The organism is Kitasatospora sp. NPDC057595 (assembly GCF_042800875.1).
GTDB lineage: Bacteria > Actinomycetota > Actinomycetes > Streptomycetales > Streptomycetaceae > Kitasatospora.
Map to the genome: position 1 here is coordinate 195,871 of NZ_JBHVGL010000012.1, position 21,030 is coordinate 216,900.

General features: G+C 72.4%; 19 protein-coding genes. 8 read left to right on the forward strand and 11 right to left on the reverse strand.

The features are described 5' to 3' along the window. Nucleotides 1–19: 19 nt before the first annotated feature. Entirely contained in the window at nt 20–847 is an 828-nt protein-coding gene (locus ACFU9E_RS19890) for a class I SAM-dependent methyltransferase (protein ID WP_380683510.1), read from the reverse strand. Between the two features lie 258 nt (nt 848–1,105). Between ACFU9E_RS19890 and ACFU9E_RS19895 the strand changes: the two genes are divergently transcribed. Then, nucleotides 1,106–2,575: a N,N-dimethylformamidase beta subunit family domain-containing protein gene (locus tag ACFU9E_RS19895; RefSeq protein WP_380683512.1), complete on the forward strand. Its 1,470-nt coding sequence runs from the start codon at nt 1,106–1,108 to the stop codon at nt 2,573–2,575. On the opposite strand, the gene ACFU9E_RS19900 is transcribed toward ACFU9E_RS19895, so the two are convergent. Both ACFU9E_RS19900 and ACFU9E_RS19905 read right to left on the reverse strand, forming a co-directional pair. Then, on the reverse strand, nt 2,526–3,284 hold the full coding sequence (locus tag ACFU9E_RS19900; RefSeq protein WP_380715211.1) for an HAD family hydrolase: 759 nt from the start codon (nt 3,282–3,284) through the stop codon (nt 2,526–2,528). The genes ACFU9E_RS19895 and ACFU9E_RS19900 overlap by 50 nt on opposite strands. Before the next feature lie 10 nt (nt 3,285–3,294). Then, nucleotides 3,295–4,470, reverse strand: coding sequence for a serine/threonine protein kinase (locus ACFU9E_RS19905; RefSeq protein WP_380683514.1), 1,176 nt, complete (start codon nt 4,468–4,470; stop codon nt 3,295–3,297). Between the two features lie 319 nt (nt 4,471–4,789). Between ACFU9E_RS19905 and ACFU9E_RS19910 the strand changes: the two genes are divergently transcribed. The 4 genes from ACFU9E_RS19910 to ACFU9E_RS19925 all read left to right on the forward strand — a co-directional run bounded on the left by ACFU9E_RS19910 (nt 4,790) and on the right by ACFU9E_RS19925 (nt 8,849). Further along, nucleotides 4,790–5,953 carry an extracellular solute-binding protein gene (locus ACFU9E_RS19910; RefSeq protein WP_380715213.1) on the forward strand — a complete coding sequence of 388 codons (1,164 nt, stop codon included), beginning with the start codon at nt 4,790–4,792 and terminating at the stop codon, nt 5,951–5,953. Beyond that, entirely contained in the window at nt 5,943–6,857 is a 915-nt protein-coding gene (locus ACFU9E_RS19915; protein ID WP_380683517.1) for a carbohydrate ABC transporter permease, read from the forward strand. The genes ACFU9E_RS19910 and ACFU9E_RS19915 overlap by 11 nt, the downstream gene beginning before the upstream one ends. Further along, on the forward strand, nt 6,854–7,678 hold the full coding sequence (locus ACFU9E_RS19920) for a carbohydrate ABC transporter permease (RefSeq protein ID WP_380683518.1): 825 nt from the start codon (nt 6,854–6,856) through the stop codon (nt 7,676–7,678). Before ACFU9E_RS19915 ends, ACFU9E_RS19920 begins: the two co-directional genes overlap by 4 nt. Nucleotides 7,679–7,751: 73 nt before the next feature. Then, complete coding sequence (locus tag ACFU9E_RS19925) at nt 7,752–8,849, forward strand: radical SAM protein (protein ID WP_380683519.1); 1,098 nt, start codon at nt 7,752–7,754, stop codon at nt 8,847–8,849. 8 nt (nt 8,850–8,857) lie between these two features. Here the strand turns inward: ACFU9E_RS19925 and ACFU9E_RS19930 are convergent, their stop codons facing one another. The 3 genes from ACFU9E_RS19930 to ACFU9E_RS19940 are packed head-to-tail and all read right to left on the reverse strand — an operon-like array spanning nt 8,858 to nt 11,486. Then, nucleotides 8,858–9,853 carry a galactokinase gene (locus tag ACFU9E_RS19930; protein WP_380683521.1) on the reverse strand — a complete coding sequence of 332 codons (996 nt, stop codon included), beginning with the start codon at nt 9,851–9,853 and terminating at the stop codon, nt 8,858–8,860. After that, a complete protein-coding gene (locus tag ACFU9E_RS19935; protein ID WP_380683522.1) occupies nt 9,850–10,344 on the reverse strand; it encodes an NUDIX domain-containing protein in 495 nt (164 codons plus the stop codon). The genes ACFU9E_RS19930 and ACFU9E_RS19935 overlap by 4 nt, the downstream gene beginning before the upstream one ends. Before the next feature lie 59 nt (nt 10,345–10,403). Further along, on the reverse strand, nt 10,404–11,486 hold the full coding sequence (locus ACFU9E_RS19940; protein WP_380683523.1) for an NAD-dependent epimerase/dehydratase family protein: 1,083 nt from the start codon (nt 11,484–11,486) through the stop codon (nt 10,404–10,406). A gap of 248 nt (nt 11,487–11,734) precedes the next feature. On the opposite strand from ACFU9E_RS19940, the gene ACFU9E_RS19945 reads away from it, so the two are divergent. Next, nucleotides 11,735–13,414: an NAD-dependent epimerase/dehydratase family protein gene (locus ACFU9E_RS19945; RefSeq protein WP_380683524.1), complete on the forward strand. Its 1,680-nt coding sequence runs from the start codon at nt 11,735–11,737 to the stop codon at nt 13,412–13,414. A gap of 315 nt (nt 13,415–13,729) precedes the next feature. Here the strand turns inward: ACFU9E_RS19945 and ACFU9E_RS19950 are convergent, their stop codons facing one another. Next, nucleotides 13,730–14,527 (reverse strand): universal stress protein, encoded by a 798-nt coding sequence (locus ACFU9E_RS19950; RefSeq protein WP_380683526.1) that lies wholly within the window; start codon nt 14,525–14,527, stop codon nt 13,730–13,732. A gap of 379 nt (nt 14,528–14,906) precedes the next feature. Between ACFU9E_RS19950 and ACFU9E_RS19955 the strand changes: the two genes are divergently transcribed. Beyond that, the gene (locus ACFU9E_RS19955; RefSeq protein WP_380683527.1) at nt 14,907–15,791 is read left to right on the forward strand and encodes a universal stress protein; all 885 of its coding nucleotides are present in this window, start codon (nt 14,907–14,909) and stop codon (nt 15,789–15,791) included. 186 nt (nt 15,792–15,977) lie between these two features. On the opposite strand, the gene ACFU9E_RS19960 is transcribed toward ACFU9E_RS19955, so the two are convergent. From ACFU9E_RS19960 to rpe, 4 genes are all read right to left on the reverse strand, one after another. Beyond that, a complete protein-coding gene (locus ACFU9E_RS19960; protein WP_380688936.1) occupies nt 15,978–16,679 on the reverse strand; it encodes a carbamate kinase in 702 nt (233 codons plus the stop codon). A 166-nt stretch (nt 16,680–16,845) separates the two neighbouring features. Further along, complete coding sequence (locus ACFU9E_RS19965; RefSeq protein WP_380688934.1) at nt 16,846–17,910, reverse strand: 2,3-butanediol dehydrogenase; 1,065 nt, start codon at nt 17,908–17,910, stop codon at nt 16,846–16,848. Nucleotides 17,911–18,072: 162 nt separating this feature from the next. Next, nucleotides 18,073–19,032 carry a pirin family protein gene (locus tag ACFU9E_RS19970; protein WP_380688932.1) on the reverse strand — a complete coding sequence of 320 codons (960 nt, stop codon included), beginning with the start codon at nt 19,030–19,032 and terminating at the stop codon, nt 18,073–18,075. 141 nt (nt 19,033–19,173) lie between these two features. Then, a complete protein-coding gene (gene rpe, locus ACFU9E_RS19975) occupies nt 19,174–19,857 on the reverse strand; it encodes a ribulose-phosphate 3-epimerase (protein WP_380688930.1) in 684 nt (227 codons plus the stop codon). A gap of 261 nt (nt 19,858–20,118) precedes the next feature. Here rpe and ACFU9E_RS19980 point away from each other — a divergent pair, with 261 nt between their 5' ends. Continuing rightward, a complete protein-coding gene (locus ACFU9E_RS19980; RefSeq protein ID WP_380715215.1) occupies nt 20,119–20,979 on the forward strand; it encodes a hypothetical protein in 861 nt (286 codons plus the stop codon). Nucleotides 20,980–21,030: the final 51 nt, after the last annotated feature.

Genomic DNA, 21,030 nt, shown 5'->3' on the forward strand with positions numbered 1-21,030 from the left:
CCTCCTCTTCCTTGTTGTCCTAGGCGGGGACTTCGACGTCCCAGACGATGACGATCGGCAGCCCGTCCCAGGCCGCGCGGGCGGCGTCGGCGATGAACTCCTCGTAACCCCCGGGCGCGAGACGGCCGTTGAAGAGCGGCTCGTGAAGGGCCCGGACCCGCAGCCCGGCTCCGGTGAACGCCTCCAGGTACCGCCCGGGCAGGTGGACGTGGTTGCGGACGAACGCGAGCTGCTCGGAGCCGTGCACGAAGACGCACTGTCCCTGGAGGGCGATGACGAACGGGTGCAGGTCCGAGACGATGATCCGCCCGCCCGGACGGACCACCCTGGCCAGCTCCGCCACGCCCGCCGCCAGGTCCGGCAGATGGGTCATGGCCAGCGAACAGACGGCGAGGTCGACCGAGTCGTCCTCCAGCGGCAGGCTCTCCAGCCGCCCGACCCGGAACTCGGCCTGCGGGGCGCGCTCGCGGGCCTTGGCCAGCATCTCGGGCGACTGGTCCACGCCGATGGTGCGGTGCCCGCGGGCGACCAGGGCGCCGGTCTGCCGCCCGGTGCCGCAGGCGGCGTCCAGGGCGACGCCGGTGGGAAGCGTGTCGAGGATCCCGTGCAGCACGGGCTCCTCGACCTCGATGTAGGAGTTGGGCAGCGAGTCGTAGACCGCCGACCAGGAGGCGTAGCCCTCGGCCAGGCCGAGTTCGCTGACGCCGGTGCCTCCTTCCGGCAGCTCCCCGTCGTCCGACGCGAAGCGCCTGATGTCCTCGACGCGCGCCTTGAGGAAGTCCTCCTCCCCGTCCATGGCGTGGCGCAGCAGCGCCAGGCCCTGGATTCCCAGGACGAGCTCCCTCACGCGAAATTCATTGCTCATGCGAATGCCTCGTTCTTGCCCGGAGGTGACGGATTTGCGGTAGCCGGTCGGCTTCGGCTGAATTCCGGCTACCCGGCCCGGCGGTAAAGGATTCTCCCGATCCGGTTCGCTGTCCGAAAGGCGGCCCTGAATGACCGGTTCCACAGCACCGTTGCCCGGAATTCCCGGAACCCCCTACGATGGCGGGCCGAAGCGGCCGGACATCTATTCACCGGCCGTTCGCCCTACCTGGGAGGCGGAATGATAGAGGGATATCTCGGCCGGGAAAGCGTCACCGCCGGGGAGCAACTGACCGTCCACGTCTCCACCGACGCCGCCGGCTTCCGGCTGAGGTTCTACCGGCTGGGCGCGGAGCCGGTCCTGGTGGCGGAGAGCGGCCGGTTCCCCGGGTCGCTCCACCCGGCGCCGCCGCACCCCGACGGCGTGCCCGGCCGGGCCTCGCCCGCCGACGCCTGGGGCTGGCCGCCGCTCGCCGTGCCCGTGCCGGAGGACTGGACGCCCGGCATGCACCTGGTCCAGTTCGTCGAGGACGGCGAGGACGGACGGGACCGCGAGGTCCCGCCGCTGCTCGACGCCGCGGGCATCGAGGGCCCGGACCGCGAGTTCTTCGTCGTGCGGCCCCGCCGGCCCGGCAGCCGGTCCCGCATCCTCTACAAGAAGTCGACCTTCACCCGGCACGCCTACAACCGCGCCGACCGTCCGGGCGAGGACCGCGGCGCCAGCCTCTACGACCACCCCGTGTACCTGCCGGACGGCGATCCGCGCGGGCACCGGGTGAGCCTGCACCGGCCCGGCGGAATCATCGACCTCGCCTACTGGGACGCTCCTTTCATCGCCTGGCTGGAGCGCAACGGCTACCCGGTCGAATTCTGTACGGACCTCGATCTGCACGAGGATCCGGAGCTGCTTTCCTCGTACGATCTGCTGCTCAGCGTCGGCCATGACGAATACTGGAGCGAGGCGATGCGCGGCCACGCCGAACAATTCGTCCGGGACGGCGGGAACATCGCCTTCCTCAGTGCCAACACGTGCTGGTGGCGCATTCATCCGACCGACCGGAACACCGCCTTCGTCACGGACACCGACCACCACGTGGGGGACGCGTACCCGCACCTTCCGGCGACCGACCAGTGGTGGCCGGCGGCGCCCGACGGCGTGGGCCGCCCCGAGAACTCCCTCACCGGGGTGAGCTTCCGCAACGGCGGCATGTGGGCGAGCGCCGAGGGGTGGCCCGGGGACCGTCCGCGCGAGGGGTACACCGTGCAGCACGCCGACCACTGGGTCTTCGCCGGCACCGGGCTGCGCGACGGCTCCGACGGCGGTGAGCCCGACCGGCTCGGCGCGGGCACCACGCTGATCGGGTACGAGTGCGACGGCGCCGCCTACGTCCGGGACGACCGCGGCGTCGCCCGAGCGAGCGGCGAGGACGGCACTCCCGCCTCCTTCCTCATCCTCGGCATCCATGTCCTCGAACCCGTGCACGAGGACTTCCACGACTTCAAGTGGGGCCACTGGAACGGACCGGCCCGGGAGCCGGGTGTCACCAGCCCCCGGGCCGCGACCATGGGCGTCTTCACCGCCGGCGGCACCGTGTTCTCCGCGGGTACCACCGACTGGCCGGCGGTCTGCGGGAAGGACGAGGACGCCGCGGTCGCCCAGGTCACCCGCAATCTGCTGGACCGGCTGCGGCACCGCTCGCCACGAGCGTGAGCAGTTCCCCCAGCCCGCGGATCCGGGCCGCCCCGTCCACCAGGGGCGGCTCGGATCCGAGCACCGCGGGGTCCGGCCGGGACAGGTGGACGGAGCGCATCCCGGCCGTGAGCGGGCCGAGCACGTCCGGCGCCCACATGTCGCCGACGAACAGCACCTGCTCGGGCGGCAGTCGGCACCGCTCCAGCAGCGTCCGGTAGATCAGCGGGTGCGGTTTGCGCGCGCCCGCCCGGGCGGAGCCGACCACGACGTCGACCGACCCGTCCAGGCCGACCTCCCGCAGGCAGTCCTCCAGGTTCCAGAACCAGTTGGAGCAGATGCCGAGCAGCAGACCGCGGGCGCGGAGCTCCCCGAGGACGGGGAGGGTGTCCTCGAAGAGCTCCAGCCGGACGGCCTTCATGGCCCGGTCGATCTCCTCGACCAGCCCCTCCAGCTCGCCGTCCGGTACCCCGCAGTCCCGGGCCCTGCGCCGAAGTCTCCCCAACTCCCAACGGTGGTAGTCGAGTTCACTGACGGAGTGATCCGCGTGCTCCTCGCCCTCGGCGGGGCCCACCGTCCACTGGTCACCCCAGCGGGCGCCCTGGGCGGACAGGCCCCGGCGGTCGAAGATCGGACGGTGGTCGGGCGGCAGCGGCTCGACCATCCGCGCCAGCGTCCCGTAGAAGTCGAAGACGACGGCGCGGATCCCCACCGGCCCCGCGGTCGGCACGGGCCCGGCCTCAGTAACGGCCGTGCCGGCGCGGGAAGTAGTCCTGCAGCTCGCCGTCGCGCTCGATGTCGACGGTCGCGCAGTGCAGCCCGCCGCCGAACGGCCCGACCGCCCGGAACGGCACCGGGACGATGTCGAAGCCGTAGGAGGACAGCTGCTCCGAGAGCCGGACCTCCTTCTCCTCGATGCACAGGGTGTTCTCGTCGAGGTTCAGCATGTTGCCGGCGAGCCACGGGCTGCAGAACGAGAGCTTCGGCGGGTGGTCCCAGCTCGCGGGCTGCACCGCCTCGATGATCTCCCAGTCGTTGAGTCGGAAGAACTCCATCAGCTCGGCGTCCGCGAGCCGCTCGCCGCAGTGCAGCACCAGCCCGGGGCGCAGCGGCACCCAGGTCGCGTCGATGTGCAGCGGGTGGGTGTTGGTGGAGGTGACCACGTGCACCCGGTGGTCGGGGAAGTGGCGCTTGAGCCACTGGTAGCCGCTGCGGTTGGTGACGAAGGACAGCTGGACGAAGAGGTCCTTGCCGAAGCGGGCGACGTCGGCGGCGTCGAACAGCGGCTCGGCCTCGGTCAGCACCAGGTCGTAGTCCCGGACCCGGGCCAGCTGCTCCTCGGTCGGCAGGTCGTTGTAGGTGTCCCAGAACTTGGTGTTGTAGGAGGCGTCGGTGAGCCGCGGCTTCGGTGCGGCCTCCCAGCGCATGTTCTCGTCGGAGTCGAACAGGTTCTGCAGCAGGGGCCGGTACGCCAGGTACTCGTGCCAGCGGCTGCGGTAGGACATGGTCGCTTCCAGGACCTCGTTGCCCACCGTCAGCAGCAGGTCGCGGGGCGGCATGCAGCCGAACATGGAGTCCTGCGTCCACTCGGGCGTGCTGACCTGCTGGTTGAAGTCGACGGGGGTGGGACGGTCCACCCGGATGCCGCGCCGGCGCAGCATCTCGGAGAAGTTGTCCAGCTGCTCCTCGGCCTCGGCGACCATGTCCTCGGGCATCGGCCCGAAGGTGCCCAGCGGGAAGCCGTCCTCGGGGTAGTCGCGGCGCACCGCGTGCTCGGGGGCCTGGACCACGGTGCCCTCGGCCCGTCCCACGACCACGTGGCGCAGCGGGTCCCAGCCGTTCCAGGCGTTGACCCGGATCGGTCGGGCGGAGGCGTCGGAGGTCTGCTCGGTCGAAGAAGTCGTCTGCTCGGTCACGTAACAAGCCCTTCGTATCGGGATCACGTGGGTGCAGAGGCCTAACCTGCGGGTACCGCCCGGGAGGAGTCAAGTGTTGATCTCTCTGCGGGACACCGAACGTCATCTTCCGGCCGAATGTCTAAACCTCTGCGACTCTTGGCGATCAGACGGGTAATCAGAAGAGCACCCCCATAGCGAACTTGGAGACCTCATGGCCATTCGCATGTCCTACCGCCCCCTTGTCCTCACGTTTCTCCTGTCCCTCGCAGCCACCGGCTGTACCTCCAGTAGCGGGGGCGGGGGCGACGCGGGCGGCAAACTGACGGTGTGGCTGGCCGTGGACGCGCAGGAGAGTTGGCCGCAATTGGTCCAGTCCACCAACGACCGTTTCACCCAGGCCCACCCCGGGGTCCAGGTCGACGTCCAGTACCAGCAGTGGACGACCAAGAACCAGAAGCTGGACGCCGTCCTCGCCGGGAAGAACGTCCCCGACGTGGTCGAGATGGGCAACAGCGAGACCACCAACTACATCGTGAACGGTGCCTTCGCCACGGTGGACCCGGCGAAGTACGACCAGTCGGCCAACTGGCTGCCGGCCCTCGCCGACGCCTGCCGCGCCAACGGCAAGACGTACTGCGTGCCCTACTACGTCGGGGCCCGGATCGGCATCTACCGCACCGACCAGTTCGCCCGCGCCGGTGTCGCCGAAGCCCCGAAGACCTACCCCGAGCTGCTCTCCGCGCTCGACAAGCTGAAGGCCGTCTACGGCCCCGAGGACCCCAACTACTCGGCGCTCTACATGCCCGGCCGCTACTGGTACGCCGCCATGGCGTTCGTGAAGGACGCGGGCGGCGAGATCGCCGTGAAGGAGGGCGACAAGTGGAAGAGCTCGCTGGCCTCGCCGAACTCCGTGGCCGGGCTCACCGAGTGGAAGCGGCTGATCGACACCTACTACGTCGGTGACCGGGCCAAGGACAACTCCGACCAGCCGGCCGTGGTCGGCCAGGGCCGGGTGGGCGTCTTCTACGGGAACACCTGGGAGTCCGCCATGGCCACCGACGAGCACTCCGGCGGCGACCCGAAGCTGAAGGACAAGTTCGGCACCTTCCCCTTCCCCGGCCCGTCCGGCAAGCTCCTGCCGCCGTTCCTCGGCGGTTCCACCCTGGCGGTGCCGGCCAAGTCGACCCGCAAGGACCTGGCGGCCGACTGGATCAAGCTGTTCACCGACACGCAGTCGCAGAAGGCCCTGATCGAGGTGGACACCCTGCCCAACAACACCGTCCAGATGGCCGAGGTCGCCGCCGGCGGCATCAACGGCCCGGCGGCCCAGGCCGCGGCCACCGGGGGCTGGATGACCCCGTTCGCCCCCGGCTGGACGTCGGTGGAGAAGTCCAACATCCTGCCCGAGATGCTGGAGCGCATCGCCAACAACAAGGCGTCCGTGCAGGACGCCGCCCGCGAGGCCGACCAGCGGATCAACGAAGTGATCAATGAGCGCTGACCGGGGCCGGCGGCGGCGTTCACCGCTGCTGCCGTACCTGCTGATCGCCCCCACCGTCCTGGCGCTCGTCCTGGTCCTCGGCTACCCGCTGGTGGACATGGTCGTGCTCTCCTTCCAGGACATGACCCGGGAGCAGCTCTTCAGCGGCGCCGCACCGCCGTGGGCGGGGCTCGACCAGTTCGGCAAGATCCTCGGCGACGGCTTCTTCTGGAAGGTCGTGGGCCGCACGGTGCTCTTCACCGCGGTGACCGTCGTGCTCACCGTGGTCTGCGGGCTGTTCACGGCGCAGCTGATGCACCGGGTCTCCCCGTGGGTGCGCGCCGTCATCGCCGGCGTGCTGGTGACGGTGTGGGCGATGCCGGCGATGGTGGCGGCGTCGATCTTCCGCTGGCTCTTCGACACCGACTACGGCGTCACGAACTGGGTGCTGTCCAACCTGCCGGGGGTCGACATGACCCACCACAACTGGTTCACCAACCCCTGGCAGGGGTTCACGGTCATCGTCGCCGTCGTGGTGTGGGGCTCGCTCCCGTTCGCCGCGATCACCCTGCGAGCTGCGCTCTCGCAGGTACCGCCCGAACTGGAGGAGTCCGCGATCCTGGACGGCGCCCGGCCGTTCCAGGTGTTCCGGCACGTCACCCTGCCGGTGATCAGACCGGTCCTGCTCATGGTCACCACGCTGAACGCGATCTGGAACTTCGGTGTCTTCAACCAGATCTGGCTCATGCGCGGCGGCCAGCCCGAGCGGGAGTACTACCTGCTGGGCGTCTACTCCTTCATCGAGTCCTTCGCGGTGAACCGGTACAGCACCGGCGCCGCGATCGCCCTCGTGACCGTCGTCCTGCTGCTCGCGGGATCGGTCGTCTACCTGCGTCAGATGCTCAGGACGGGAGAGCTCGAATGAGGCGTCAACGCTCGCTCGGCCACGACCTCCTCGGGCTGCTCGTCGCCGCGGTGATCGGCTTCCCCATCTACTGGATGGTGCTCACCGCGTTCCGGCCGGCCTCGGAGATCCTGAGCCTGCCACCGAGGTTCTGGCCGACTTCGCCCACCTGGGACAACTTCGCGCGGGCCCTGGGCTCGGAGACCTTCTGGGCCAACGTCCGCTCCAGCGTCCTCATCGGCGTCGGCACCGTCGTGGTGTCGCTGATCGTCGGCACGCTCGCGGCGTTCGCCCTCGCCCGCTTCCGCTTCACGGGCCGCAAGACCTTCGTCGTGGTGATCCTCATCGTCCAGATGGTGCCGCTGACGGCCCTGATCATCCCGCTGTACCTGCTCCTGAACGACGCCGGGCTGACCGACAGCCTGACCGGGGTGATCCTCACCTACCTGGTGTTCACCCTGCCGTTCACGGTGTGGATGCTGCGGGGATTCATCGACGGGGTGCCCGTGGAGCTGGAGGAGGCGGCCATGGTCGACGGCTGCGGCCGCCTCGGCGCGTTCCGCCGGGTGGTGCTGCCACTGCTCGCCCCCGGCATCGTCGCCACCTCGGTCTTCGCGCTCGTCCAGGCCTGGAACGAATACGTCCTCGTCTACATCCTGTTGTCCACCCCTGAGAAGCAGACCGTCAGCATCTGGCTGGTCTCCTTCACGACCAGCCGCGGGACCGACTACGGCGGGCTGATGGCGGGAGCCACGCTCACCGCCCTGCCCGTGGTGGTCTTCTTCCTCATCATCCAGCGCAGGATCGCCTCCGGCCTCGCCGCCGGGGCGATCAAGGGGTGATCAAGGGGTGATCCCGCGCACCGAACACCCGACTCTCCCGGTCGCACCCCGTTCACGCCCACAGGAGGACTCCGTGACGCACGACCGTCTCGATCTCGTCTCCAAGCTCTACCAGCCGTCCGGCTGGCCCCGTGTCCTGCAGGTGGCCGAAGGGACCCCGTCGGACGCCCCGCTCGTCGTGGACCTCGACCCGACCACCTTCTGCGACCTGGCCTGCCCCGAGTGCATCAGCGGAAAGCTGCTCAACCAGGGCCGCTTCACCCCCGAGCGGCTGGCCGCGCTCGCGGAGGAACTGGTCTCCATGTCCGTCCGGGCCGTGGTGCTCATCGGGGGCGGCGAACCGCTCGCCCACCGCGGCACCCGTCAGGTCCTGCGCGTCCTCGGCGAGGCCGGCCTGGCCGTCGGGGTCGTCACCAACGGCACCATGATCGACAAGAACCTCGACGAACTCGCCTCCTACGCCTCCTGGGTCCGCGTCTCCATGGACGCCGGGAGCTCCGACACGTACGGGCTGTTCCGTCCCGACCGCAAGGGCCGCAGCGTCTTCGACAAGGTCGTCGCCAACATGCGGCTGCTCGCCGGGGCGAAGACCGGCGCGCTCGGCTACTCGTTCCTCGTCATGACCCGCCAGGAGCCGGACGGCCGGGTCGTCAGCAACCACACGGAGGTGCTGCAGGCGGCCGAGCTCGCCCACGACATCGGCTGCGACTACTTCGAGACCAAGGCGATGTTCGACGAGGAGCACCACGTCATCCAGGTCTCCGAGGACATCCTCGAATCGGTCGACCGCCAGCTCGCCGAGGCCGCCCGGCTGGAGAGCGACACCTTCCAGCTCATCAACTCCTCCACGCTCACCTCGCTGCGCCGGCACACCGGGCCGGTCCAGCCCAAGGAGTACCACCGCTGCAAGGTGGCCGAGCTGCGCACCCTGATCACCCCGTCCGGGGTGTACGTCTGCTCCTACCACCGGGGCAACCCGCTGGCCCGGATCGGCGACGCCGTCACCGACAGCCTGCCCGACATCTGGAAGACCTCGGACCGCGGCATCGTGGACCCGAGCCGGGACTGCCGCTTCCACTGCGCCCGGCACCGCTCCAACCTGGAGCTGGACCTGATAGCGGAAGGAACGGGCGCAGTCCCCCCGGGAGAGGACTACGACCCGTTCCTGTGACCTGACCGTCAGCCCGCGCTGACGCCGACCCGGTTCCCCGTCCGGGCACTCCGGCTCCCCGGAGCCGCCCGGGCGGGGATCACGCGTGCCAGGGGGAACGGAGCGCGCAGCGCGTCGGCCAGCCGCGCCACCACCCCCGGCGTGTCGGCCGCGGGGCAGACACCGACCAGCGAACCGCCGCCGCCGGCCCCGCTGAGCTTCAACGGCAGGCCGGCGGCGTGCAGCGCCAGCGTCCGCAGCTCCTCCAGCACCGGGGTCGACATGCCCTGGAAGTCGCGCATCGCGTCGTGCGCCCGGGTCATCGCCTCCCCCAGCGCCTCGTGGTCACGCCGGCGCAGCGCCGCCCAGGCGGCCCCCGACGCCCGGTCGGCCTCGGTCCGGTACGCCGCGAGCGCCGGATCACCGGCCGCCAGCTGCGCCCGCACCGTGCGGATGTGGTCGGCGGTGTTCTTCCGGGTCCCGGAATCCACCACGACCACCCGCCAGTCCTCCGGGAACTCCAGCCGTTCCCGAACCACCGGCAGACCGCGCTCCCGGCCGTCGATCAGCAGCGCACCGCCCTCGGCGACGGCCAGGTGGTCCATGCCGCCGCCGTTGAAGCGGGCGAACTCGAACTCGTACGCCCACTGGACGAGCAGGGCGTCCGGCACCGGCTCGCCGTCCGGCGCCGCGGCCGCCCGGGCGAACGCGCGGAACAGTGCCACGATCAGTGCCGTGGACGAGGACAGCCCGCTCGCCGAGGGCGCCTCACTGCTGACGCGCACGGCCGGCGCAGGGCCATGCACCTCAGGGAGCCGCTCGCGCAGGAACGTCCACACCTGCGCCGACCAGTCGCTCTCGGCCGGCTGCTGCCCACCGGACGGCACACCGGGCACCACCTCGACGGTGGTCGGCAGGTCGAGGGCGAGGCTGACCGAGCGGCCGTCGCCCAGCCAGTCCAGGTCCTCCCCCGACAGACAGGCCCGGCACGGCACCGCGACGCGGATCGCTTCTTCCTCGCTCACCTTGCCCGGAACCTCCCGTCCGTGAGAAACGCCCGGTACATCTCCAGTACGACCCGCGTGGGCGGATGCAGCGGCGCCGGCAGGTCGTCCAGCGGCCGGAACCGCGCCCGACGCACCTCGTCCGCCCCCGGGGACAGCTCCCCCGACCAGCGCGTCGCCGCGAAGCACAGCGCGAAGCAGTGGTTGACGTCCCCGTTCGGGTAGGTCACGGTGTGCAGGTCCGGATCGGACAGCGAGCCGAAGGCGACCAGGTCCTCCTTCTCGACCCGCAGCCCGGTCTCCTCCGCCACCTCGCGGACGGCGGCCTCGGCGAAGCCCCCGTCCTCCTCGCAGGCACCCGCGGGAAGCTCCCAGACACCGTTGTCCACCCGCTGCTGGAACAGACCCCGGCCCGCCTCGTCGATCAGCAGGACCTGGGCCCCCGGGACCAACAGTCTCCGGCCGCCCACCTTCTGACGCAGCGACCAGACGTAAGAGCCGACATAGCCCATGCTCGCACCACCCCCTCCGACGTCCGCCCGACGTCGGGCGGCCACGGGGGCACAGACTGTCACGCGCCGTCCTCGGCGAGCCAGCGCGGCACGGCCTCGGGCGTCTTCTCCAGCCACCGCACATAGCGGTCGACGCCCTCCGCGACATCGACCCGGGCCTGCCAGCGCAGCAGCTCCCGGCTCCGCTCGGTGGAGGCGAAGCCCCCGAGCGGGTCGCCCTCGGGCCGCGGGGTGACGATCCGCTGCGCCTGCGGGAAGTAGGGCATCAGCAGGTCCGCGACATCCCGGACCGCCGTCGGACGCCCGGTCCCCACGTTGACCGTTTGGCCCGCCATCCCCTCCTCGACGAGCGCGAGCGCCGTCGCCTCGGCCACGTCCTGGACGTGGATCATGTCGCGCACCTGGACGCCGCCGCCGTTCAGACGCATCGGGCGGCCGAGCTTGGCCTGCAGGGACAGCCAGGGCACCATCCAGGAGTGGCTGCCCGGCTTCGGGATCTGCGGGTCGCCGTAGACGGAGAAGTAGCGCACGATCGCGTACTCGGCACCCGCCGACGCCCCGAGCATCAGCCGGGTCTGGTGCTCCGCCCACAGCTTGCCGTTGGCGTACACCGACAGCGGGAACAGCGCCTGGTCCTCGTGGAACATGTGCGGGCCGGGCGAGTCGGTGGGGCCGTCGCCGTACACCGACGCGGAGGAGACCAGCACCAGGCGGCGCACGCCGGTGCGGGCCAGCTCCTCCAGGATGACCTGGGTGCCCTGCACATTGGCCCGGAAGGCGATGTCGGGGTTCCGGGTGCAGGCGGCCACGTCGGCGTAGGCGGCGGCGTGGACCACGAAGTCGGCGTCCCGGAGCAGGCCGGCGACCAGCTCGCGGTCGCAGACGTCACCGACGACGAGCTCGGCCCCGGTCTTCTCGACCCCGAATATGGTGTGGCCGTCCTCGGGGTAGGCGTCCATCCGGTCCAGGACGACCACCTGGGCACCGGCCCGGCACAACAGGGACGTGAGGTGGCTGCCGACCAGGCCGCCGCCTCCCGTCACGACGATGCGAGCATCGCGGAGCTTCTCCAACCGGGACTCGACGCTCTCACCGTCGTCGCTTCCGGCCTCGTTCAACGGCGCGTGCGATTCAGCGGACATAGGGGGTTCCCTCCGTGAAGACGGCGAACTCTCGAACACTCGCTCAAGCACAGCCACATGCTTCACTCGGAAGGTGGCGTGCCAGTCCAGCATCCTTGGGACACCAACCGTGACGCCAGTGCGAATTCGGCACTCTTGCCAGCCTCCGGCTCTATCCGTACTGTCCGGAATCGATGGCACCCGCAGTAGCAGATAGCGACACGAGTGCCACCAAGTCCCCCACACCCCACCAGAAAGAGGGAAACCACGTGACGCGCCATCAGCTCAGCGCGGTGGTCATGACCCACCCCAAGCGCCGGCGGGCCGCCGAGCAGATGGCCCTGACCGCACCTCCGGGCGCACTGCGCGTCGTCATGGACCCGGACCCGACCGGCACCCCGTCGGTGCTGCGCACGGCCCTCGCCGCCTGGGACTCCGTCGCGGACGGCGCCACCCATCAACTCGTGGTCCAGGACGACATGCTGTTGTCCGAATCGTTCTTCGAGCGGGTCGACCTGGCCATCGAGGCGATGCCGGACGCGGCACTGGCGCTCTTCGCCCTGTGGGACTCCCGCAACGGTGCCGCGGTCCGCTTCGGCGCCATGGCCGGTGCCCGCTGGGTCGGCGCGGTCAACGAGTACTTCCCGTGCGTCGCGATCGTACTGCCCCGGGCCGTCGCCGAAGGCTTCGTCCGCTACGGCCGCGCACGCCTCGGCGGCTGGCCCGACGACATTCTGATGCACCGTTATCTGACCGACCTCGGCGTCCCCCGCTACGTCTCCGTGCCCAACCTCGCCGAGCACCAGGACCAGGGCTCGATCTCGGGCAACGCCTTCCGCGGGCCGCGCCGCTCGGTCTGCTTCCTGCCCGACGACCGCCCCGGCGACGAGGGGCAGCGGCTGACCGACCTGAGCGTCCTGCCGTTCTTCAAGTACGGCGTCGCGCGCTGCGCGGTGCGGGTCGCGGGGCCCGGCCCCGAGCGCTGGCTGCACATGGACGGCGAGCAGTACCTGCGCGGCCTGGAGCTGCCCGGCTCGCTGTTCACGCCACCCGGGCCGGAGTCCGACGCACCCGACGTCCGGGGCACCTGGCTCACCGCCCTCGCCATGGGCCACGAGGCCGCCCGCCTCGGCCTGGACCCCGACGGCTCCGCACCGATGGTGCGGGCCGAGGTGTACGCCGAGGCGATCGCGACCACCGGGCCGGGCGGCATCAGCAACACCAGTACCGAGGAGCGGATCGCCGAACGCCGCGAGGTGCTGGCCGCGGTGGCGCACCGGGCACTGGCCGCCGGCCACGAGTTCGCCGGCCGGCCGGGTGCCCGCCGCCCCCCGCGGCCCGGCGGCCTCACCGTCCGCGGCGGCGCCTCACCGCTCGGCGAGCACCTCGTGCGCAGGATCACCGACCTGGCCGGGGACGGCCTGCCGGACGCCACGCTCGACCTGACCGGCCTGCGCGAGGGCGCTCCCGCACAGGAGTTGACGGTCCGTCTGCACCGCGACCCGCAGCCGTACACCCTCACCGTGGGCGAGGTCTACGGTCCCGGCTGCTCCCGCGACACCCTCATCGGCCGCATGGTGTGGGACGCCCTGCGCAGCCACCCGGTGACCGTCCACGGCAATCCCGACAGCGAGCTGCACCCCGTCTACGTGGACGACCTGGCCGACGCCGTCCTGGCGGTGCTCCGCTCCCGCCCGGCGCCCCGCGCCTTCACCGTCGCGGCCGAGAAGCCCACCACCCTCGCCGAACTGGCGAACGCCGTGCACGCCGCCGTCCGCCCGGTGCCGGTCCACACCAACCCCTCCCCCACCGAACCCCCCGCCCCGGCACCGCACTTCACCACCGCCCCCCGCCCACCCGCCTGGACGCCGGCGACCGAACCCGCGAAGGGCCTCCACGCCTTCTCCCAGTGGCTCGCCTACGAGGGGACCCTGCTCACCACCATGTGACCCACTACCCACCCCGGCGCACCCGCCCAGACAGCACCGACCCCCGCGCGTTCGGCGCTCCCGCACGCGTGCCTTGAGCGGGAGCGCCGGGAGCTCCGGGGCGGGCGCCGGTCCCCCGGCCGGTGCGGGCCCGGGTGACCCCTTCGACGCCCGGCCCGCGCCGTGGGTGCGGCCCCGTCACGGGCAGGTACCGCGGGCAGGTGGGTGCCATGGCCGCCGCGCGGGCGAGGGCCACGTCGTCGGATCGGGGAGGACCGGCGGCCACCGCGGTCCATCCCGGTCGGGGCCGAAGGTCCTGGCGGCAGTGCCTGCGGCTCACGCGTCGGGCACCACCGCCACCGGGCAGGCCGCGTGGTGCAGGACCGCGTGGGCGACCGGGCCGAGCAGGCCGATGCGGACGGTGGGGCGGCGTCCGAGCACCAGCAGTGCGGCCTTGGGCGACGCTTCCACCAGCACCGGCCCGGGCGCCATCCGCTCCGTCACCTCGACGACCTCGACGCCCGGATGAGCGGCCCGCCAGGGGGCGAGCGCGCGGGCCAGCAGCTCGGCCTCGGCGTCCCGCCCCCCGGCGGTCGGGCCTTCCGCCGCCGCGGTGGTGGCGTGCACGGCCCGCAGCGGGAGCCCAGCCCGTGCCGCCGCGGCGAACGCGAACTCCAGCGCCGCCTCGGCGGGGCGGCGGGCGTCCACGCCCACCACCAGGTGCTCGCGCTGGGCCGGCCCGGTCGGCTCGGCCGGGAGCACCACCGTCGGGCAGCCGGCCCGGGCCGCGAGGTACAGGGCGGTGGAACCGACCCGCAGCCCGGCGAAGCCGCCGTCGCCGCGCGCGCCGACCACCAGCAGCTCGGCGTCCTCGGCGGCGGCGCCGAGCGCCGAGGTGGCGACGTCCTGGACCTCCTCGGTGTGCAGCCGCACGGCGGGGTGGCGCCCGGCGAGGACCTGCCGCACCTCGTGCAGCAGGCCGCCCCCGTCGGACGGCAGCCCGGGGGCCGGGTGGGGCACGGCGTGCAGGGCGCGCAGCGGTCGGTCGCGCACCAGCGCGTCGCGCGCGGCCCAGTCGGCGGCCACCAGGCTCGCCTCGGAGGTGTCGACGCCGACGGTGACGGGCAGGTCCACGGTGGTTGTCTCCTCGATGACAGCCCCCCTGATGCTCGGTCAGGCCCCCGGGTCCAGTCTGCTACCTCGGGGAGGTCGATGCCGGGTTCGCGGATCCAGTCGTGGTGTCGGGCCGAGAAGCCGTTGTGGTCCTGGCGCCAGACGCGCGAGCGAGCAGGTGGTTGAGCGAGGGTCACCGCCGGGGCGCGAGGGCGAACAGGGCCGGTCGGCGCACGCCCGGACCGGTGGGACGGGACCTGTGGCCCTGTGTTCCCGGGCTGCCGGGCCCTGGGCCGCGGACCCCGGAAGGCGGAGGGTGATGACCGGCGTGGGCGAGCCGCCGGGCACGCCCCACGAGCGGGGGACTTCCCACCCCCGCCACGAGAACCGGAGCATTCCCATGAACAGCTACGTACTGGCCGGTGTCGACGGCTCGTCCGAGAGCACCGCCGCGGCGCGCTGGGCTGCCGCCGAAGCCGTCCGACGCGGTCTCGCCCTGCGCCTGGTCCATGTCCGGACCTGGTTGGACGACACCCACGGTGACCCCGGTCAGCCCGGCGACGTCCGCGCGCTGACCAGCCGGATGCTCTCGGACACCAGGCAGGCGGTCCTGGACGCCCACCCCGGTCTGGAGGTCGGGGCGGAGCTGATCGGGGACACCGACGCGGTCGAGCCGCTCGCCTCGGCGCTGGCCGGGGCGGCCGGCGGGGCGGAGCTGCTGGTCCTCGGTTCGCGGGGGCTCGGAGGCTTCACCGGCCTGCTGGTCGGATCGGTCGGCCTCGCCGTCGCCGGCCGGTGCGAGGTGCCCTCGGTCTTCGTCCGGGCCGGTGGATCCGAGCGGCCCGGCGGTTCCGGCCGACCCGAGGTGGTCGTCGGCGTCGACACCCGCGCCCCCTCCCGGGAGGTCGTCGAGTTCGCCTTCCGCGAGGCCGCCCGACGCGGAACGGTCCTGCGCGCCGTCCACGGCTGGGAGCCGCCGCCGGTCTGGGGCTACGCCGGCTGGGTCCCCCCGCTCGCCGAGGCGGAGCAGTTCCGGGCTATCGAGCGCGAGCTGCTCACGGTGGCGCTGGCCGACCGGCGGGAGGAGTTCCCGGAGGTCGAGGTGGTCGAGGACTGCCGGATCGGCACCGGCTCCTCCGCGCTGGTGGAGGCCTCCGCCGAGGCCTCGGTCGTGGTGGTCGGCCGCCGGCGGCACCCGCACCGCGCCGGCCTGCGGCTCGGCCCGGTCGCCCACGCCGTCCTGCACCACGCGCAGGCACCGGTCGTGATCGTGCCGCACGACTGACCGGCCGCCACGCGACGCGGCGGGCCCCACGGTCTCGTGGGGCCCACCGCGTCTTCCGCCGTTCCCTGCGGCCCGGGCTCCTCCCCGTCCCCGGCCCCCGGGAGAGCCGGGAGGGGAAGGAACGACAAGGACCGGGCCGGGGACGGTCGTCCGTCCCCGGCCCGGTCCGACGGGCTTCCGCACCCGCTACCCCCGGGCTTCGACCTTGAGGTCCTGGGTGCCGGGGGCGGCGTGGACCGTGGTTCCGGTGGTCCCGAGGAGGATGTCGAGGGCGTTGTCCAGCGGGCCGATGGCGGCCAGGCCCCCGGTCCGTTCGACGAACGCGGCGGCGGCCTCGGCCTTGGGCCGCATCGAGCCCTCGGGCAGATCCAGCGCACGCAGCCGCTCGGGGGTGGCGCTCACCAGCGGGCCGGGGTGGGCGGCGCCGTAGTGGGCGAACACATGGGTCACGTCGGTGAGGATCAGCAGGGCGTCGGCGTCAAGCTGCTCGGCGAGCAGGGCGGCAGTGAGGTCCTTGTCGACGACGGCCTCGGTTCCCCGGAGCAGGCCGGTGTCGCGGTCGCGGACGACCGGGACACCGCCGCCGCCCCCGCAGATCACCACCGCCGCGCCGGCCAGCAGGCGGCCGGCGAGGGGCGCTTCGAGGACCGCCCGCGGTGCGGGCGAGGGGACGACGCGGCGGTGGTGCGCGCCGTCCGGAGCGGTGGTCCAGCCGCGCTCGCGCTCCAGGGACCGGGCCCGCTGCTCGTCGAACTGCTGGCCGATGAACTTGGTGGGGTGGGCGAACGCCGGGTCGTGCGGGTCCACCTCGGTGTGGGTGACGAGGACGGCGACCTCCCGTCCCGGGAGCCGGTTCATCAGCTCCCGGGCGAGCAGGGTGCCGATCATGCCCTCGTCGGACCGGACCCGCGCCGCTCGCGAACGGCGGCCCCGCCCGGCACCCCTGGCACCCCCGGGGCGCGCGGCAGCGGGAGGGCCGCCGCCCCTTGCCTTGCACGGGAACGGCGGCCCTCCCCCGTCGACGGCCCACCGGCCGTCACGGATGGCTGACGGCTCAGAGGCGGGGGTCCACCAGGATCTTCACGGCCGTCTCGTTGTGGTGGATGAGGGTCTCGAAGCCTTCGCTGACGAGATCGTCCAGCCCGATGGTCCTGGTGATGAACGGCGCCAGGTCGATACGCCCCTCCTGCACGAGCTTGATGGTCTGCGGGTGGGAGTTGACGTAGGCGATCGTGCCGCGCAGGTCGACCTCCTTGAGGACCAGCTTCTGCATGTCGAGCGACGCCGGCTTGCCCCAGATCGAGATGACGGTGATGACGCCGCCCGGCTTCACGGCGTCGAACAGCGTGTCGAGGACGGCGTTGACGGACGTGGCCTCGAACGCGACGTCCGCGCCCCTGCCACCGGTGAGGCGCCGGACCTCCTCCGCGACATCGGTGACGGCGGGGTCGATGACGTGGTCGGCGACCTTGGCGTCCAGCGCCTTCTGCCGGCGCAGCGAGCTGAGCTCGGAGACCGCGACCTCGACGCCCATCGCCTTGAGCACCGCGCAGGTCAGCAGCCCGATGGGCCCGGCGCCACCCACGAGGGCGAAGTCGCCCGCCTTGGCACCCGAGCGCTCGAAGGCGTGGTACCCCACCGACAGCGGCTCGATGAGGGCCGCCTGGTCCAGCGGGACGTCGCCGACCGGGTGGACCCAGCGGCGCTCGACGGCGACCTTCTCGGCGAGCCCACCGCCGCGACCGCCCAGCCCGATGAAGTTCATGTCGGGCGAGAGGTGGTAGACCGGGTTGTTCTCACTGGTGTCGACATCCGGGCGCAGGATGTAGGGCTCGACGACCACGCGGTCGCCCGGCTTCAGGTCCTCGACGCCCTCGCCCACCGCGTAGACGACGCCGGACATCTCGTGGCCCAGGGTCACGGGGGCGGATTCGCCGGAGACCGGGTGCGGGTGCCCGGCCGGCGGTACGAAGATCGGCCCGTCGAGGTACTCGTGCAGGTCGGTGCCGCAGATCCCGCAGTAGGCGACGTCGATGCCGACCGTGCCCGGGCCGACCGTGGGCTCCGGAGTGTCTTCGATTCGGATGTCACCGCGGTCGTAGTAGCGCGCAGCCTTCATTTGAACTGTCCTCTTCACCTGTTGTGCTCACGGCCCGCATCGGGTCGTACCGTGCAGTGAGGCCTGCGCCTCACCAGGCGGATTTAAGTTGACTCTTAAACATTAACCCCGGCGGCGCGCACCGGCGCGGCGACACGCCCGGCACCGGGGCATCTCCGCAGCTCAGCGCTCGCGCCCGCGGGCCTTCAGCGGGAAGACTGGGAGCTCCGGGGCGTGCAGGCGGGCGCCGTCGTAGCCGTGGACCTCGCCGAAGCGGGTGCCGGTTTCCCAGTCCGTGCGGGCCTGGGTGATCTCTTCGCCGGTGCGGCCGATGAAGTTCCACCACATGACGAGCTTCTCGGCGAAGGGTTCGCCGCCGAGGAGGAGGAAGGTGGCGTCGGTGGTGGCGTGGAGGGGGAGGGTGCGGCGGCCGGTGCCGAGGTAGAGCATGGCGCCGGGGTCGAGGCGGACGGTGTCGACGTCGACGGTGCCGGACATGGTGAGGACGGCGTACTCGAAGTCGGGGTCCAGCGGCAGGCGCAGGTCGGTGCCGGCGGTGAGGGTGAGGTCGGCGCCTACGAGGGGGGTGTGGGTGGTGCCCGGGGAGGTGGCGCCGTCGAGGGTGCCGAGGATGACGGTGGCGGACAGGCCCGGGGCGGTGACCGTGGGCAGGTCGGGGTGGTGTTCGAAGGCGGGTTCGCGGTGGCGGTGGGCGTCGGGCAGGGCGACCCAGAGCTGGGCGCCGTGCAGGTAGCGGGCGTGCGGGCGCGGGGACTCCTCGGAGTGGGAGATCGCCCGTCCGGAGGTCATCAGGCCCAGCTCGCGCGGGCGCACGGTCTGCAGGCTGCCCAGGCTGTCGCGGTGCAGCACCTCGCCGGCATGCAGCCAGCTCACCGTCTGCAGGCCCATGTGCGGGTGCGGGGGCACCTGCATGCCCGGCTCGTCCGCGATGTCGTCCGGACCGTAGTGGTCCACGAAGCACCACGCCCCCACCATCCGCCGGCCCAGGTTCGGCAGGAGACGGCGCACGACGGTGCTCTCGCCGAGCGGCACCCGGCGGGCGGTCAGCAGGTCGCGGACCGGTCCGGTGCCGGGCTCGCCGCCGCAGGTGGTCGGGGCGGGCTTGACGTCGAGGTTGCTCATGGGGCGGTCACCGCCGTGTGCGTCGGGCCGGTGAGGGGTGGCAGGGCCCGCCCCTCCCCGGCCGGAGGGGTCGTCGCAACGATCCTCCTCCAGGGCCCGGCGATCCTCCAGCCGGGACCGCCCGGCCGGGCCCCCTCGGCCTCAGTGCGCGCAGGCCCAGTCGGCACCGGCGCTCGCGCCCTCGGCGAGCGTGCGCAGCTTGGCGACCGCCTCCGCCGGGTCCTCGGCGCCGTACACCGCCGAGCCGGCGACGAAGACGTCCGCGCCGGCCTCGGCGCAGCGCTCGATGGTGCTCGCCGACACACCGCCGTCGACCTGGAGCCACAGCTCCAGCCCGTGCTTGGCGATCAGCTGCCTGGTCCGGCGGATCTTCGGCAGCATGATGTCCAGGAACGCCTGGCCGCCGAAGCCCGGCTCGACGGTCATGATCAGCAGCATGTCCAGCTCGGGCAGCAGGTCCTCGTAGGGCTCGATCGGCGTGGCCGGCTTGAGCGCCATCGACGCGCGGGCGCCCTTGGCCCGGATCTCGCGGGCGAGCCGGACGGGCGCGGCGGCGGCCTCGACGTGGAAGGTCACCGAGCCGGCGCCCGCCTCCACGTACTGGGGGGCCCAGCGGTCCGGGTCCTCGATCATGAGGTGGCAGTCGAGCGGGATGTCGGTGGCCCGGGCCAGCGACTCGACGACCGGGACGCCGAGCGTCAGGTTGGGCACGAAGTGGTTGTCCATCACGTCGACGTGCAGCCAGTCCGAGCCCCGCACGGCCTCGGCCTCCTGGGCGAGCCGGGCGAAGTCCGCGGACAGGATGCTGGGATTGATCTGCGCCATGGGGCCTGTTACCTCTTCTGCCTTCTTGCCAACGTACCGACGTACCGACATACCGACGGGCCAACGTACCGAGGGATCGGGCGTGCGCGGGGGCGCACCCCGGCCATCATCTCGTGCGCCGTCGGCCACGTGTCACCACCGAGACCTCCGCGTGACCGTCATCACACCCCGGGCAGGGTTATGGTGACCGCCGCCGTGGTCATCAGCCTCTACGAGAACACTCGTACGGCGCGCCAGTCCCTCCCCGAGGAAGGTTCCCCTTTGGCCGATCTCGTCCATCCCGCCCGGGCCCTGTGGTGGCTCTTCGAGCCGGTGCACGCCGTCACCTACTTCACCCCGGAGGGCCTCGGCGCCTTCGAGGACGTGGGCCTGCGCGGGGTCGCGCGCAGCTACTTCGCCGGCCGCGCCGCCCCGCTCGGCCCGGTGGACGCGCCACCCGTGATCGCCGCCTTCTTCAACTTCGCGCCCGCCCCGATCGAGCGCGCCCTGCCGGCGATCTGGAAGCTCGCCGACCCGGACACCGCGCTCGCCGCCAGGGCCGCCGGCGCCTCGGCGGCCCTGGCGCGGCTGCTGGAGCACGTCGACCGGGCGCAGATCGAGCTGGCGACCGACCTCCTGGAGGACGCCGTCACCCGGCTGGACTGCGCCGGGCGGGTCCTGGCCGCCGCCAACGCCGCCCTCCCCCGCCCGTCCGACCTGCACGGCCGGCTCTGGCAGGCCGCCACCGTGATGCGCGAGCACCGCGGCGACGGCCACATCGCAGCCCTGGTCTCGGCGGGGCTGGACGGCTGCGAGGCGCTGGTCGTGCGCTGCGCCCTGGACGTGCGGCGCGAGGCGCTGCAGCCGATGCGCGGGTGGACCGACGCCGAGTGGGACGCGGCCGCCGCCCGGCTGACCGAACGCGGCTGGCTCACCGAGCGCGGCACCATCACCGAGTGCGGCCGGATGCGCCACCAGTCCCTGGAGGCGGCGACCGACCTCGCCGCCGCCCGGGTCTGGGAGGACCACCCGCGCGCCGAACTCGACCGGCTCGCCGCCGCCCTCAAGCCGATCTCGGCGCTCTGTCGCACGGCCCTGCCGCCGATCAACCCGATCGGCCTCCCGGCGACCACCACCGCCTGACGTTCCCGGCCGGTCACCGTCCCCGCCCGTCCGGTGGCGGGGACGGTGACC

Coding starts and splice junctions, on each gene's coding strand:
- ACFU9E_RS19895 (WP_380683512.1), top strand. CDS start 1,106: ATGATAGAGGGATATCTCGGCCGGGAAAGCGTCACCGCCGGGGAGCAA.
- ACFU9E_RS19915 (WP_380683517.1), top strand. CDS start 5,943: ATGAGCGCTGACCGGGGCCGGCGGCGGCGTTCACCGCTGCTGCCGTAC.
- ACFU9E_RS19920 (WP_380683518.1), top strand. CDS start 6,854: ATGAGGCGTCAACGCTCGCTCGGCCACGACCTCCTCGGGCTGCTCGTC.
- ACFU9E_RS19935 (WP_380683522.1), bottom strand. CDS start 10,344: ATGGGCTATGTCGGCTCTTACGTCTGGTCGCTGCGTCAGAAGGTGGGC.
- ACFU9E_RS19940 (WP_380683523.1), bottom strand. CDS start 11,486: ATGTCCGCTGAATCGCACGCGCCGTTGAACGAGGCCGGAAGCGACGAC.
- ACFU9E_RS19955 (WP_380683527.1), top strand. CDS start 14,907: ATGAACAGCTACGTACTGGCCGGTGTCGACGGCTCGTCCGAGAGCACC.
- ACFU9E_RS19960 (WP_380688936.1), bottom strand. CDS start 16,679: ATGATCGGCACCCTGCTCGCCCGGGAGCTGATGAACCGGCTCCCGGGA.
- ACFU9E_RS19965 (WP_380688934.1), bottom strand. CDS start 17,910: ATGAAGGCTGCGCGCTACTACGACCGCGGTGACATCCGAATCGAAGAC.
- ACFU9E_RS19970 (WP_380688932.1), bottom strand. CDS start 19,032: ATGAGCAACCTCGACGTCAAGCCCGCCCCGACCACCTGCGGCGGCGAG.
- rpe (WP_380688930.1), bottom strand. CDS start 19,857: ATGGCGCAGATCAATCCCAGCATCCTGTCCGCGGACTTCGCCCGGCTC.